The sequence below is a fragment of the Achromobacter sp. ACM02 genome, assembly GCF_014851605.1.
GTDB lineage: Bacteria > Pseudomonadota > Gammaproteobacteria > Burkholderiales > Burkholderiaceae_B > Achromobacter > Achromobacter aegrifaciens.
In genome coordinates, this window is record NZ_JACUZY010000013.1 from 72,491 (window position 1) to 86,602 (window position 14,112).

The 14,112-nt window shown below is 66.2% G+C and carries 11 protein-coding genes and 1 tRNA gene; 8 read left to right on the forward strand and 4 right to left on the reverse strand.

Going from position 1 to position 14,112, the window contains the following annotated elements; all coding sequences use genetic code 11:
- Window positions 1-5: 5 nt before the first annotated feature.
- A complete protein-coding gene (locus tag IB258_RS28955) occupies window positions 6-1,928 on the reverse strand; it encodes an LTA synthase family protein (protein WP_192353537.1) in 1,923 nt (640 codons plus the stop codon).
- Window positions 1,929-2,274: 346 nt separating this feature from the next.
- On the opposite strand from IB258_RS28955, the gene IB258_RS28960 reads away from it, so the two are divergent.
- On the forward strand, window positions 2,275-4,362 hold the full coding sequence (locus IB258_RS28960) for an AsmA family protein (RefSeq protein WP_175213797.1): 2,088 nt from the start codon (window positions 2,275-2,277) through the stop codon (window positions 4,360-4,362).
- Between the two features lie 3 nt (window positions 4,363-4,365).
- On the opposite strand, the gene IB258_RS28965 is transcribed toward IB258_RS28960, so the two are convergent.
- Together IB258_RS28965 and IB258_RS28970 are read right to left on the reverse strand one after the other, a co-directional pair.
- On the reverse strand, window positions 4,366-5,955 hold the full coding sequence (locus IB258_RS28965; RefSeq protein ID WP_192353538.1) for a sensor domain-containing diguanylate cyclase: 1,590 nt from the start codon (window positions 5,953-5,955) through the stop codon (window positions 4,366-4,368).
- Window positions 5,956-5,959: 4 nt separating this feature from the next.
- Window positions 5,960-6,577: a TetR/AcrR family transcriptional regulator gene (locus IB258_RS28970; RefSeq protein WP_054457553.1), complete on the reverse strand. Its 618-nt coding sequence runs from the start codon at window positions 6,575-6,577 to the stop codon at window positions 5,960-5,962.
- A 115-nt stretch (window positions 6,578-6,692) separates the two neighbouring features.
- Between IB258_RS28970 and IB258_RS28975 the strand changes: the two genes are divergently transcribed.
- The 6 genes from IB258_RS28975 (at window position 6,693) to IB258_RS29000 (ending at window position 12,620) form a co-directional block, all read left to right on the forward strand.
- Window positions 6,693-7,439, forward strand: a complete 747-nt coding sequence (locus tag IB258_RS28975) for an SDR family oxidoreductase (RefSeq protein WP_125472060.1) — start codon at window positions 6,693-6,695, stop codon at window positions 7,437-7,439.
- Window positions 7,440-7,590: 151 nt separating this feature from the next.
- Window positions 7,591-7,666 (forward strand) — tRNA-Lys (locus tag IB258_RS28980).
- 196 nt (window positions 7,667-7,862) lie between these two features.
- Entirely contained in the window at window positions 7,863-8,378 is a 516-nt protein-coding gene (locus IB258_RS28985; protein WP_054457552.1) for a sigma-70 family RNA polymerase sigma factor, read from the forward strand.
- Window positions 8,375-9,343: a FecR family protein gene (locus tag IB258_RS28990; RefSeq protein ID WP_175213800.1), complete on the forward strand. Its 969-nt coding sequence runs from the start codon at window positions 8,375-8,377 to the stop codon at window positions 9,341-9,343. Before IB258_RS28985 ends, IB258_RS28990 begins: the two co-directional genes overlap by 4 nt.
- An 87-nt stretch (window positions 9,344-9,430) precedes the next feature.
- Complete coding sequence (locus IB258_RS28995; protein ID WP_192353539.1) at window positions 9,431-11,863, forward strand: TonB-dependent siderophore receptor; 2,433 nt, start codon at window positions 9,431-9,433, stop codon at window positions 11,861-11,863.
- Window positions 11,864-11,963: 100 nt separating this feature from the next.
- Window positions 11,964-12,620 carry an HAD family hydrolase gene (locus tag IB258_RS29000; protein ID WP_175163521.1) on the forward strand — a complete coding sequence of 219 codons (657 nt, stop codon included), beginning with the start codon at window positions 11,964-11,966 and terminating at the stop codon, window positions 12,618-12,620.
- 26 nt (window positions 12,621-12,646) lie between these two features.
- Here the strand turns inward: IB258_RS29000 and IB258_RS29005 are convergent, their stop codons facing one another.
- Window positions 12,647-13,126 carry an Lrp/AsnC family transcriptional regulator gene (locus tag IB258_RS29005; RefSeq protein WP_054457549.1) on the reverse strand — a complete coding sequence of 160 codons (480 nt, stop codon included), beginning with the start codon at window positions 13,124-13,126 and terminating at the stop codon, window positions 12,647-12,649.
- Window positions 13,127-13,291: 165 nt separating this feature from the next.
- Between IB258_RS29005 and IB258_RS29010 the strand changes: the two genes are divergently transcribed.
- Window positions 13,292-14,086 (forward strand): HpcH/HpaI aldolase/citrate lyase family protein, encoded by a 795-nt coding sequence (locus IB258_RS29010; RefSeq protein ID WP_175213803.1) that lies wholly within the window; start codon window positions 13,292-13,294, stop codon window positions 14,084-14,086.
- Window positions 14,087-14,112: the final 26 nt, after the last annotated feature.

The window sequence follows — 14,112 nt, forward strand, 5'->3', positions numbered from 1 at the left end:
GGAACTCACAGGGCCGGCTTGTCGCCGGAGGCGGAGGATGCGCCAGCCTGTTCCGGCAGGCTGTAGCGGCCTTCGCGATAGGCCCAGCTGGGCCACAGCGCATGCGCCAGCGCCTCGGCCGCCAACTCGGGATCCAGCGGCACGGGTGCGTATTCCTCGGGCGCCGTGTAGCGATATTGCAGCGGCGTCTTGTTGGGCGCCATCACCAGCAGATCGTCTTCCTTCAGATAGCCGTAGGTGTTGTCGTACTGCATGATCGCCCGGCCTGGCGTGCTGCGGGTAAGGTCGTGGCCGATCATCGGGTGCTCGGTGTCCACGCCTATCAGCGACAGCAGGGTCGGCGCCAGGTCGATCTGGCTGATCAGGCGGTCGTCGCGGCGCGGCTCGATGCCGGCGCCCAGGATCACGGCCGGAATATGGAAGTGGCGCACGGGCACCAGGCTGGCGCCGAAGACGCGGGAATCGTGGTCCGCCGCTATCAGGAACACGGTGTTCTCCCAGTACGGCGAGGCTTTGGCGCGTTCAAAGAAGCGGCCCAGCGCCCAGTCGGCGTAGCGCACGGTGTTTTCCACGGTGGCCGGGTTGCCGTCGGTCTGGATGCGGCCTGCCGGGTACTCCCAGGGCGAATGGTTGGACACGCTGAAGGCCAGCGTGAAGGTGGGCTGGTCGCCGTCTTCGCGCAGCAGCCGGTCAAGCTGGTTGAACATGTCTTCGTCCGACGCGCCCCAGGTGCCGACGAAGGCCGGGTCCACGAAATCGGGCCGGTCCACGATCTGCTTGAAACCGTTGCCCAGGAAGAAGCCCTTCATGTTGTCGAAGTGCGATTCGCCGCCGTAGATGAAGCGCGAATGGTAGCCATGGCGTCCGAGCAGGTCGGCCAGCGAGAAGAAACCGCGCTGCGAGCGCGGCAGCTTCAGCACCGCCTGCGCCGGAGTGGGCAGAAAGCCCGTGACCACCGCTTCCAGCCCGCGCACCGAGCGGGTGCCGGTGGCATAGGCGCGGGTGAAGGTCCAGGCTTCGCGCGCCAGGGCGTCCAGTTCCGGCGTCAGGTCGGCTCCGCCCAGGCCGGCGCAATACTGCGCGCCCAGGCTTTCTTCCAGGATGATCACCAGGTTCAGCGGCCGCGCCGTTTTGCGGGTGGCCACCTGGCGGTGCAGGCTGGGGTAGTCGGGGTTGGCGGGCGGGTTGGGCAGGCCGGCCTGGGCCAGCACCCTCGCGTGCATCTTGTCGTCGTCCATGCCGCCGTACACGGCGGAGGCGGACTTTTCGTTCTTCATGCTGTAGACGGCATAGAACACGTTATAGAGCGAGTTCAACGCCAGCGTGTTGAGCATGCCGTCCGAGCTATAGGCGACCGAGGACGGGTTGATCGGGCGGTGGCCCAGCGTGCCGCGGATGGCCAGGATGACGATGGCCAGGATCGCCAGACTGGCTAGCGGCATCTGCCACCAGCTCAGTTGCGCGTCGGGCAGGGCGTGGCCGAACAGGCCGTAGGCGCCCCAACCAATGAGGCCCACGACGGCCAGACCGCCCACCAGTGCGCCCTTGTAGCCGCGCCAGAGCATGCCGGAGACTTCGCGCGGATGCTTCAGGTATTCGACGAACAGGCGGTTGGGGCGGGAGTCGTATTCCAGGATGAAGGGCGGGGTGGCCACTTCCAGGAAGGCCAGCAGGATGAAGGCGACCAAATACCAGTAGCCGGCCAGCGTGGCGGCCAGCGGGATGTGTCCGAACAAGGGCGACAGCACGGCCGGCAGCGCCGCCAGCACGGCGATCTGGTGCGCGTCGATGCGCAGCCCGCCGAGCAGCAGGGGGAGGAGCCCCCCGGCATCGCGCACGCGCTTGGACTGCCAGGCGGCCAGCGCCAGGCGGCTGAGCGTCAGCAGCGCAAATGCCGCTACCACGAAAATCAAGGTCGAATGCCGCATCGGGCCTCCAGGTTGTTCTGCTGCCCGGTCAGAGGGGCCGGGGTCTGTCGTTCAGGCATTTGAGCGTGACCGGCGTCGAAAATTCGGTAGGCGCCGACGTCTGGGTCACATTTCGCCGTAGGAAGCCATTTCGGTTTGTAACCGACCGTCCCAGGGCTGGGCACGCGCCATGCTGTGCAAACCCCGGCTGGCACGCGCCGGGCGCCGCCGCCTGGAGAGCCGGGCGAGGAAAAATCCGCACACATTATGGGGCCGGAAAGCCTGGCTGGCCCTGCGGGCCGCGATACCCTTAAAGGTAACGAGGGCCGGTAGCGGTGCGCCGGCCGCAATGCCAAGGATAATAACCATGACGCGCTCAGGAAAAATAGCGATCGGGATTGTAGGGGGAGCGGCGCTCCTCGTGGCGATTTTGGTGGCGGTGATCGCCACCTTCGACTGGAACCGCGCCAAGCCCTTCATCAACGAACGGGCCAGCGCCGCGATCGGACGCCCCTTTGCCATCAACGGCGATCTCAGCGTCAAATGGACTCGCGAGCCCGATGAAGGCAGCTGGCGGGCCTGGGTGCCATGGCCGCATGTGATTGCCAACGATATCTCGGTGGCCAATGTGCCCTGGGCCAAGGCCCCCCAGTTCGCAACCCTCAAGCGCGGCGAGTTCAGCCTGGCGCTCCTGCCGCTGTTGCGCCAGCGCGTGGTCATCCGCCGCATCCAGCTGACCGAACCCGCCGCCGATTTGCAGCGCCTGGCCGACGGCCGCGCCAACTGGGAATTTACGTTGCCAGAAACCGGCGAGCCTTCGCCCTGGGTGCTGGACATCAACGAGATCGGCTTTGACAAGGGCCGCGCGGCGCTGGTGGACGAAGTCCTCAAGGCGGACCTGACCGTGATGGTGGATCCGCTGGGCAAGCCAGTGCCGTTCGCGGACGTAGCCGGGACGGCCTTCGCGGCACCGGAGGGTGGCGCCGCGACGTCGCCGCGCGACTACGTATTCGGCTGGAAGCTGGACGGCAAGTTCAAGGGCCTGGCCACCAAGGGCGAAGGCAAGGTTGGCGGCATGCTTGCCCTGCAGGACGCCAGCCAGCCTTTTCCTGTGCAGGCGGACGTGACCATCGGCGGTACCCGGGCGTCAGTCGCGGGGACCTTGACCGATCCGGTCAATCTTGGCTCGCTGGATCTGCGTTTGAAGCTGTCGGGCGCGTCCATGGCGCAACTGTACCCGCTGACGGGTGTCACCCTGCCGGACACGCCGCCGTATTCCACTGACGGCCATCTGGTGGCCAAGCTGCGCAATCCCGGCGGGGCGGTGTTCGACTACAAGGATTTCAACGGCAAGGTAGGCAACAGCGATCTGCATGGCGACATCAGCTTCGCACTGGGTATGCCCCGGCCCAAGCTGACCGGCAAGCTTTCCTCCAAACAATTGCGCATGGAGGACCTGGGGCCGCTGATCGGCGTGCCGTCGGGCAAGGTGGCGGGCGCCGCAACGGACAAGGCCAAGGACGCGCCGGCCAAGCCCAAGGGCGGCAAGGTGCTGCCCACGCAGGCATTCCGCACGGACCGCTGGCGTGACATGGATGCGGACGTTGCGCTGGACGCCGGCCGCATCGTGCACGACAGCAAGCTGCCGCTGTCGGACCTGTCCGTGCACCTGGTGCTGCAGGACGGCAAGCTGACGCTCGACCCCCTGCGCTTCGGCATGGCCGGCGGCAACATCAATTCCACCATACGGCTGGACGGCTCCGGCTCGACCCTGACCGGGCGCGTGGACATCAGCGCGCGCCGCCTGCGGCTCAAGCAGCTGTTTCCCGCCACAGCCGCCATGCAGAAAACGCTGGGCGAGCTGAATGGCGACATGGCGGTGAGCGGCGCGGGGAATTCGGTGGCCGCCTTGCTGGGCACGGCGACGGGCGATGTGAAAATGCTGGTCAACGATGGCGTCATCAGCCGCAGCCTGATGGAGATCGCGGGGCTCAACGTGGGCAACTACGTCGTCTCCAAGCTGTTCGGCGACGACGAGGTGAAGATCAATTGCGGCGCGGCCGATCTGGAAATGAAGAACGGCGTCATGACGCCGCGCGTGTTCGTGTTCGACACCGAGAACGCGCTGATCAGCATTACCGGCACGGCTGACTTCAAGAACGAGAAGATGGACCTGGACATCACCCCGGACAGCAAGGGCTTCCGCATCTTCTCGCTGCGCTCTCCCTTGTATGTGCGGGGTACGTTCGGATCGCCGGACGTGGGCGTGCATGTGTTGCCGCTGGCGGCGCGTGGCGCGGGCATGGTGGCCCTGGGCGTACTGCTGACGCCGGCCGCCGGGCTGTTGGCGCTGGTTGCGCCCAGCACCACCGACGACAATGCCTGCGGCCCCTTGCTGAAGGAGATGCGCGTGCCGCCCAAGGCCCCGCCGCCCGCTCAGCCCAAAGGCAAATAGGGCTCAGGCCGGCGAGGCCCGGCGCGCTCCGGCCTGGGCATCGTCGTCCGCGACGCAGACGGCGTTGCGGCCATGGTTCTTGGCGTAGTAGAGCGCCTGGTCGGCGCGCTGTAGTACGGCGTCGAGCGTCGCGCCATGTGCGGGGTAGGCCGCCACGCCTGCCGAAATGGTGAGGGGCGTGGCGACGGCACCCGGCTCCGTGGCAATGCGCTGGCGCAGCCGCTCGACCAGCGCGATGGCGGCTTCCAGGGGGGCGCCGGGCAGCAGCATGACGAACTCTTCGCCGCCGGCGCGCGCCACGGTGTCGCCGCTGCGCGAACCTTCGCCCATCAGCTTGGCCAGGGACTGCAGTGCGCGGTCTCCCACCGCGTGGCCGTAGCGGTCATTGATGTGCTTGAAGTGGTCAATGTCGATGACCACGGCGGCCACCGGTTGCTTCTCGGCTTGCAGCAGCGCCAGCGCCTCGTCCATTCCTCGCCGGTTCAAGAGGCCCGTCAAGGTATCCGTGGTGGTTTCACGGCGCAGGTCGCGGATCTTGTGATGGATCGAGGACAGGCCCGCCAGCAGCGCGCGCTTGAGTTGCGCGGCTTCAAAGTACCAGGAGCGCACGTCGCGGATGCGATCCGCCGAATCCGCGTTCTGCATGTGCTTGGCGATGCCGGCCAGTTCGCCTAGCGGCCGGGCGATCCAGCGCGACAGCAGCCAGATGGAAGCCACGGAAAGCAGCAGCAGGGGCAGGGTATGGAGAGCCGTGGTCAGAAGCAGATCGCCCAGGGGCTGCAACGTGGCGTCGACGTGGCGTTGCGCGATGATGCTCCAGCCCATGCCGGGCACTGGCGCATAGCCCGTCAGCAAGGCGTGGCCGTCGTCGTCGGTGAAGCGCATTTCACCGGTTTCGCCCCGCAAGGCGGGGGCGAACGCGTCGGATTTGGAGACGCTTTGTCCCAACCGGCCGCGGTCGGGGTGATAGATCAGGGTGCCGTTGCGATCGATGACGTAAAGAGAGGAGTCGCCGCGGTAGAAGTGCTGGCTCAGCAGGTGATCCAGCATGTTGTGCTCATGCAGGTAGAGAGTGCCGCCGAGAAACCCCAGATAGCGGTGGTCGGCCGAGAAAATAGGGTGGGTGTACAGGATCAGCCAGCGGTTCTTGAGGTCCAGGAACGGAGGGCTGACCGTGGGGAGCAAGGTTGCCTGCGCGCGCCTGACGGCCTCGCTGTTCAGCTGCTGGCCCAGTAACGCGCGGTCTGATGTCGATGCCGCCAGTACCTTGCCTTGCGGCGACACGACAAACGTGGAGTTGAATTGGCCGAGTTGCCGTTCCTGCCGCTGCGTCTCGGCCACCATGTGTTCGGGGTGCACTTCCATGTCGGTCAGCATTTCCGCGCTATACGACAGATAGTTTCTGAGGTCGGTCAGGAACACGTCGGTCACGGAAGCCAGCTTGGAAGCGTAGGCCTGATTGAGTTCCAGCGCGGTGCGCAGCAGAAGGTCGCGCTGCACCAGGTAGCTGGCATGCAGGCTGCCCATCAGCGCGAGCACAACCGACAGCAAGCTGATCCACAGGATGAGATGCCGCAGATTGATCCGGAACATGACGTTATCCGTTGGGTATGCTTTCGGTCAGCGCGTCCCAGGCTCTCATTGCCTGTCTGGCCACGGCTTGCAAGGTCTTGCGGCTGGCGCCGTCGCGCGCCTGGATCGACATGCCGTGCAGCACGGTGGTGTAGAAGGCGGCCAGGCTCTTGAGGTCGGCGCCGGCCGGCAGTTCGCCATGCGAGGCGCCGGCATTGAGGCGGGCCAGGATGCGGCTTTGCATGTCGCGGCGGTTGTCGCCCAGGAAGTCGCCCACGCCGGCCGGATTTACGCAGCCTGCCGGCGCGCTCAGCACGATCATGCAGCCCGAGGGCGTGCCGGGAGCGGTGAAGCGTTCGGCGGACGCCAGCAGCATGGACTGGATGGCTTCGCGCGCCGTGGGCGCTTCTTGCAGCGCACGCCGGGCCGAGCCACCCTCGGTCTCGCGGTAGAGCTCCACCGCTTCGCGGAATAGTCCTTCCTTTGAGCCGAATGCGCCATAGAGGCTGGGCGAATTGATGCCCATCGCCGCCGTGAGGTCGGTCAGCGATGCTCCGTCATATCCCTTCGACCAGAAGACGTCCATGGCCTTGCGCAAGGCCTGGGCACGGTCGAAGTTCCTGGGGCGCCCACGTTCTGCCATAGGCGTGATTTTACCCGGCAGGGATTTTTGTGGTGATTGATAAAAAAATAGTTGACGGGCGATGGAGGGCTCGGCGAATATATTTGTACTGATCACTACAAATATGGGTATCGCAATGCCGAATCTGACTGGAAAAATTGCCTTCGTCACCGGCGGCAGCCGGGGTATCGGGGCCGCCATCGTGCGCCGCCTTGCAGCCGATGGCGCCGACGTGGCGTTCACTTACGTGAGCGCCTCCTCGGCCGCCGGTGCGCAGGCGCTGGCGCGTGAACTGTCGGTGGACGGGCGCCGCGCGCTCGCCATCCAGGCAGATGCGGCAGACGCGTCCGCAGTCCGCGGCGCGGTCGACCGGGCCATCGCCGAGCTGGGCCCCATCGACGTGCTGGTCAACAACGCCGGCATCTTCCTGACCGGCGCGATCGGCGAGACCAGCCTCGACGACTACGAGCGCACCATGGACGTCAACGTGCGCGCGCCCTTCGTCGCCATCCAGGCGGCACAGGCGTCCATGCCGGACGGCGGACGCATCATCAACATCGGCAGCTGCCTGGCAGGCCGCGCGGGCCGCGCCGGTGTCGCGCTGTATGCCGCCAGCAAGTCCGCGCTGGTCGGCCTGACCCAGGGCCTGGCGCGCGACCTGGGCGCACGTGGCATCACCGCCAACGTAGTGCACCCCGGCCCGATCGACACCGACATGAATCCCGCCGACGGCGCGCATGCGGCGGACCTGGTGGCGGTGCTGTCCTTGCCGCACTACGGCGAAGCGCGTGACATCGCCGGCATGGTGGCGTTCCTGGCCGGGCCGGAAGGGCGCTACGTCACGGGCGCGAGCCTGGCGGTGGACGGCGGATTTGCGGCTTGAGGCCGGTCTGGAAAAAGTTTTTTCCACCTGACTTGCACAAACCAAAAAAGCTGCATATAATCTTGCTTCTTCGCACTACACACATAACGAAACGCAGCGGCAGCGGACTAAACAACGCGCAGCAAAGCGGACGAGACTGAGTGAAGTTGCAGGGCTGTTAGCTCAGTTGGTAGAGCAGCGGACTCTTAATCCGTAGGTCGAGTGTTCGAGCCACTCACAGCCCACCAGAATTTCAAAGGCCGTTGACGTCATCGTCAACGGCCTTTTGTTTTTGCCGCGTCAAGCTGATGTCAGGGCAGGCTGCGTGAATCGCCGGGTGTAGGGAAAACGCATCCGCGCAGCGGTGGAAAAAGCGCGATGGCGGGGCATGGACTTTGATATGATTGCTAATCATTCTTATTCCAGTATTTCCTCGCGCGCACCATGTCCGCTCCCGATACCGCCCGCCACGCGGCCTTGTTGACCTGGTACAGCGATCATCATGGCTGGCTGGTCGGGTGGCTGCGCCGCAAGCTGGGCTCGTCCTGCGACGCGGCTGATTTCGCGCAGGACACCTTTGTGCGGTTGATCGGCCGCGACGATCTGGCGGCGATCAGGACGCCGCGCGCCTACCTCACGACGACCGCCACCCGGCTGGTGATCGACGACGCACGGCGGCGCAAGCTTGAGGCGGTTTGCCTGGAAAGCTGGGCCATCCTGCATGGCGGCGAGACATCGCCCGCTCCCGAACAGTTGTTGGAAACCGTCGAGATCCTGGCGGAACTGGCGCGCATGCTCGATGCCTTGCCCGCCAAGCCGCGTAGCGCCTTTCTGCTGCATCGGCTGGAGGGATGGAACTACGGCGAGATCGCGGTCGAACTGGGCGTCTCTTCCAGCATGGTGAAGCAGTATGTCGCGCGCGCGCTTGCCCATTGCTACTTGGTGATGGAGGCGGCGTGAAGGCAGACGCTATTCCTTGCGTCGTGACGGACGCGGCCCAATGGATGGCCACCTTGCGCGATGAGTGCGCGAGCGACGCCGACCGCGAAGCCTGTCTGCGGTGGCGGGCCGCGGATCCCGAGCACGAACGGGTCTATCGCCGGCTTGAGGATCTTTGGGGAAGTTTCGACCGGGCCGCGGCCTTCGATTCGCCTGCGGCAGCCCGCCGCATCCTGGAGCAGGCCGACCGCAAGCCGCGTACCGGCCGCCGCGCACTGGGAGCGGCCGCGCTGGCATTGCTGGTGTGTGGGGCCGGCCTGTGGCGCATGGCGCCGCCGGCCTGGCTGCTGGCCGATCACCGCAGCGGAGTCGGCGAGTGGCGCGTCATCGAACTGGACGACCACAGCCGCATTACCTTGAACAGCGATTCGGCGATCGACGTGCGCTTCGATGCCCGGCAACGGCTGATCACCTTGCGGCAAGGAGAGATCCTCGTCGACGTGGCGCACGAGGACGCGGGACGGCCCTTCGTGGTGCAGACGCCGGACGGCACGGCGCAGGCGCTGGGCACGCGTTATGCGGTGCGGCGCGGCGACGGCCATACGGATGTGGTCGTGCAGGAATCCCGTGTGCGGGCCTGCGCTCAGGCTCCCGCGCCGGTGTGCGCCGATCTGGCGGCGGGGCAGCGCGTGCGCATGGGCGCGGGCCAAGTCGGCGAGGTTGAACCAGTAGACGCAGAACAGGCGCTAGCCTGGACACGGCACAGCCTGGTGGTGGATAACCAGCCACTGGCCGATGTACTGGCGGAGCTGAGCCGCTACCGCAAGGGGCGCCTGCAGTACGACGCGGGTTCTCTGGATGGCCTGCGCGTGTCGGGCGTATTCCCGCTGGAAGCGCCCGATCAGGCCCTGGCATCGCTGGCGGCCAGCCTCCCCATCACGGTGAACCGATACACGTCCTGGCTGGTGCTGGTGCAGCGTCGTTGAAAAAAAATCTGCATTCCGCTGTCCCTGTCGCGGTTTGCTTCGTCATGACTCATGAGTAGCCATCAATCTGGAGAGGGTCGTCCGCTCATGAGTCATTCCAAGTTCACAGTGCGTATCTTGCGCGCGCTGTCCGCCGCGGCCGCGCTGGCCGCAGTTCATCCCGTCTGGGGGCAGTCGTCGAATGCGTCCGTTGCGGCAGTTGCCCGCACGGTCAACGTGGCGCCCGGTCCTCTGGCTCCCGCGCTGAATCGCTACGCCGAGCAGGCCGGCCTGATCCTGTCGTTCGATCCGGCGTTGACTGCCGGGCTGCAAAGCCCGGGCCTGTCAGGCACGGTGGCGCCCAGGGAGGCGTTCGCCGGCTTGTTGGCAGGCACCGGGCTGGAGGCGATTGCGCGCGGCGAGGCAGGCTATACGATTCGGCGCGCGTCCGGCGCTGCCGCCAGCACGCTGGAGCCGATCACGGTGCACGGCAGCGGCGAGCAGGCCTGGGGACCGGTCGACGGCTATGTCGCGCGTAACAGCGCGACCGCCACCAAGACCGACACGCCGCTGATCGAGACACCGCAGTCGATCAGCGTCATCACCCAGGCGCAGATGGCGGCGCAGGGCGTCAGCCGCGTGGACGAGGCCTTGCGCTATAGCGCAGGGGTGCGCACCGAACCCATCTACGACACGCGCCGCGGCACCTACTATGTGCGCGGCTTCAACGTCGCCAACAACGGTCAGTATCTGGACGGCCTGAAGCTGGCCTACTCGGGCGGTTACGGCGGCTGGGAGGTCGACCCCTACACGCTGGAACGTCTGGAAGTCCTGCGCGGTCCTTCGTCCGTGCTGTACGGGCAGACCGTGCCGGGCGGGCTGGTCAACCAGGTCAGCAAGCGTCCGCTGGATACGCGCAGCGGCGAACTGGCGGTGCAGTACGGCAGCTTCGACCGCAAGCAGCTCTCCGGCGACTTCACCGGTCCCTTGGACGATGCGGGCCAGTGGCTTTACCGCCTGACGGCGGTGGGGCGCGAGGGCGGCACGCAGACCAACCACGTCGATGACGACCGCGTCCTGCTGGCGCCGTCGCTGACCTGGAAGCCCAGCGCGGCGACCTCGATCACGCTGCTCGCGCAGTACCAGCACGATCGCACGGGCAATACGGCCAACTTCCTGCCCGCTGCGGGCACGCTCTGGCCGGTCGCCAACGGCCATATTCCGGTGGACTTTTTCACGGGTGACCCGACCTTCGACCAGACCGATCGGCGCAAGGCGCAGATCGGCTACCTGGCCGAGCATCGGGTCAACGACCAGCTGACGCTGCGCCAGAACCTGCGCTATTCCACGCTGGACGTCGATTACCGCAGCCTGGGGGCGAACGGAGGCTGGGTGCAGACGCGTGAACCCTACACCGACCTGCGCCGCATTTCGCTGGTCAGCAAAGAGGGCTTCCACCTGTTCACGCTGGACAACCAGGCGCAGTTCAATCTTGCGCATGGGCCGGTGGCGCACACGCTGCTGCTGGGCGCGGATTATCAGGAATCGCGCTTTGACCGGCTCTACGGCTTGCGTACGGCCGCGGTGGATCCGATCAATGTGTGGGACCCGGTGTATGGGCGGCCGTTCCCCGGCGCGACACCGCAGGCGTCCAACGATACCAATCAGGTGCGCCGGCAGTTCGGCCTGTATGCGCAGGACCAGATCAAGTTCTACGACAAATGGGTGCTGCAACTGGCCGGCCGCTACGATTGGGCGCGTTCCACCACGGGCGAGACGATCCTGCGCACCGGCGTGGAAACCACGACCCGCAGCAACGACGAACAATTCAGCGGCAAGGTCGGGCTGGTTTACCTGGCCGACAACGGCCTGGCGCCTTACGCGTCGTACACCGAGTCTTTCGAGCCGGTGGCGGGCGCGGGCTACGGCGGTACGCCATTCGAGCCCACGCGCGGCAAGCAGTATGAGATCGGCCTGAAGTATCAGCCGGCGGGCGCCCGCAGCTTCGCGCAGGTCTCGCTCTTCGACCTGCGGCAGACCAATGTGTCGACCGCGGACCTGGCCCATCCCGGCTTCAGCGTGCAGACCGGCGAAATCCGTTCGCGCGGCATCGAGCTGGAAGGCACCTGGGAAGTCACGCCGCAGTTGAACCTGCTGGCGTCCTACACCTACAACGACGTCAAGGTGACCAAGGCGGCGCGGACGGCGGTCAACCTGGGCAAGCGTCCGCCCTACATTCCCGATCACATGGCGTCGCTGTGGGCCGATTACCGCCTGTCGGCGACGGGGCCGCTGGCCGGCCTGTGGTTCGGCGCGGGCGTGCGCTACATGGGGTCGACCAATGACATTCCGGATGCGGTGCATGTGCCTGCCTACACGCTGGTGGACGCGGCGCTGCGCTACGACATGGGGAGCTACCAGTTCTCGCTGAACGCCAGCAACCTGTTCGACAAGCGCTATGTGGCGGCGTGCGACAGCGTGACAAACTGCTATTACGGTCTGGAGCGGACCATCATGGCGCGGGTGGCGTACCGCTGGTAGCGCGATTAAGTTCAGGCTTAATTCTGGGTAAACGCAGGTTGAACCACAGCGGCTGCGTTGCTCTTTATAGTGGGTCCGTACCCACCCGAGAGAGCCGCACATGTCCAGTCCCGCCGCAGTACCCGCCTATCCCCGGGCTGTGTTGTTCGACCTGCTGACGGCCTTGCTTGATTCCTGGACCGTATGGAACCGCGCCGCCGGCTCCGAGGCCGCCGGACGCGCCTGGCGCGCGGAGTACCTGCGCCGCACTTATGGTTGCGGCGCCTATCAACCCTATGAGCGTCTGGTGCAGGAAGCCGCGTCCGCGGTCGGCCTGCCGGCATCCGCACCCGCCGCGTTGGAGGCGGGCTGGGACGAGCTGCCCGCCTGGGATGGCGCCCGTGAATTGCTGCAGGCCTTGCGGCCGCATTGCCGCCTGGCCGTGGTCACCAACTGTTCCGCCCGTCTGGGGCAGCGCGCCGCCGGTTTGCTGGGTGTGGACTGGGACGTGGTGGTGACGTCGGAGGAGGCGGGCTACTACAAGCCCGACCCGCGCCCCTATGAGCTGGCCTTGGCCCGATTGCAGGTGCAGCCGTCCGAGGCCGCGTTCGTCGCGGGCTCGGGCTACGACATGTTCGGCACCAGCAAGGTGGGCCTGCGCACGTATTGGCATAACCGGGTGGGACTGACGCTGCCTGAAGGCGCGGCGCAGCCGGAGCTGGAATCCGCGCGGCTGGAAGCGGCGCTGCCGTGGCTGCAGCGGTTCAACGCGGCCTGATGGCTGGCCGCCGTGGATGCCGTGCGTCAGTCCGCCGGCAATGAAATCGCATCCCCCAACCCCTTGACCTCTTTCAGCACGAAGGAGGTGTAGACCTCCTTCACGCCGGGCAGGGCGCCAAGCACGTAGCGCGCCAGGTCGCCGAACGCGTCCAGGTCGCGGGCGATGACCGTCAGCTGATGGTCGTAGCGGCCCGACACGCAATGGCAGGTCAGCACCTCCGGCACGTCCTTGATGGCGTCCTCGAACGCCTTGACGTGCTCGGCGCCCTTCATGTCCAGCGAAATCCAGACGAACGCGGTTACGCCGAAGCCAAGCTTCTTGACGTCGACCTCGGCCCGGTAGCCGCGGATCACGCCCTCGTCCTCCAGGCGCTTGACGCGTCGCCAGCAGGGGGAGGGGGTGAGCGAAACGCGCTCGGCCAGATCGGCGCTGGAAAGCCGTCCGTCGACCTGCAAGGCGGCCAGGATCTGCAGGTCCGTGGGATCGAAATTCTTGCTTTGCACGATTTTTCCAAGAAATTGAAGGTTTCGCTAATTTCAATCCAAAATATTACACATTCGCGTCGAAAATTCGGAAATATTCGCGATTCCGCTCCGGTATCTTTGTTCGATTGCTGGAGGGGGCGTCGACGTCATGAATGCTCCCCGTTTGAACACTATGGAGCAGACATGAAAGATCCGAATCCGATACGCAAGAAGCTGTTGGCCCTGGAGCCTTCCGAGGGGTGCTGGCTGACCCTGGCGAGCCCGGCCGTGGCCGAGGCGATTGCGCATTGCGGCTTCGACTGGCTGGTCGTTGACATGGAGCATGCGCCCAACGACATGGCGGGCCTGACGGCGCAATTGCAGGCCATCGACGCGGCACGCGCGCATGGCGCCGCCGCGTATCCGGTCGTGCGCGTGACGGTGAACGACGCCGCGCTGGTGAAGCGCGCGATGGATTGCGGCGCCCAGACGATCATTTTCCCGAACATCGACACGGCCGAGGACGCGGGCCGCGCCATCGCGGCCATGCGCTTTCCGTGCGAAGGCAATGGCGGCGTGCGCGGCGTGGCGGGGCTGGTGCGGGCCGGCATGTACGGGCAGGACCCTTCCTACGTCAGGCGGGCCAATGAGCAGGCCTGCGCGATCCTGCAGATCGAATCGGCGCAGGCGGTACGCAACGTGGCAGCCATTGCCGCGCTGCCTGGGGCGGACTGCCTGTTCGTCGGCACCGCCGACCTGGCCGCCAGCCTGGGCCGGCTGGGCGACATGGCCCACGCCGAGGTGCGCGAGGCCGTGGGCCGCGTGATCGACGCCGGCCGCACGGCGGGCAAGGCGGTCGGCATTTTCGCCAACGATCCCGAAGAGGCCGCGCGTTACCGCAAGCTGGGCGTGCAATTCATTGCGCTGCACTCGGATGTGGCCTGGCTGGCCCGCGGCGCCCGCCAGGCGCGCGCGCAGTTCAGCGAGGCATGCCGCTGAGTGGCGGCGCGATCTCAATCTACTGG

Excerpts from the sequence above, each read along its gene's own strand:
- IB258_RS28955 (WP_192353537.1), bottom strand. The coding sequence starts at position 1,928 with ATGCGGCATTCGACCTTGATTTTCGTGGTAGCGGCATTTGCGCTGCTG.
- IB258_RS28960 (WP_175213797.1), top strand. The coding sequence starts at position 2,275 with ATGACGCGCTCAGGAAAAATAGCGATCGGGATTGTAGGGGGAGCGGCG.
- IB258_RS28965 (WP_192353538.1), bottom strand. The coding sequence starts at position 5,955 with ATGTTCCGGATCAATCTGCGGCATCTCATCCTGTGGATCAGCTTGCTG.
- IB258_RS28970 (WP_054457553.1), bottom strand. The coding sequence starts at position 6,577 with ATGGCAGAACGTGGGCGCCCCAGGAACTTCGACCGTGCCCAGGCCTTG.
- IB258_RS28975 (WP_125472060.1), top strand. The coding sequence starts at position 6,693 with ATGCCGAATCTGACTGGAAAAATTGCCTTCGTCACCGGCGGCAGCCGG.
- IB258_RS28985 (WP_054457552.1), top strand. The coding sequence starts at position 7,863 with ATGTCCGCTCCCGATACCGCCCGCCACGCGGCCTTGTTGACCTGGTAC.
- IB258_RS28995 (WP_192353539.1), top strand. The coding sequence starts at position 9,431 with ATGAGTCATTCCAAGTTCACAGTGCGTATCTTGCGCGCGCTGTCCGCC.
- IB258_RS29000 (WP_175163521.1), top strand. The coding sequence starts at position 11,964 with ATGTCCAGTCCCGCCGCAGTACCCGCCTATCCCCGGGCTGTGTTGTTC.
- IB258_RS29010 (WP_175213803.1), top strand. The coding sequence starts at position 13,292 with ATGAAAGATCCGAATCCGATACGCAAGAAGCTGTTGGCCCTGGAGCCT.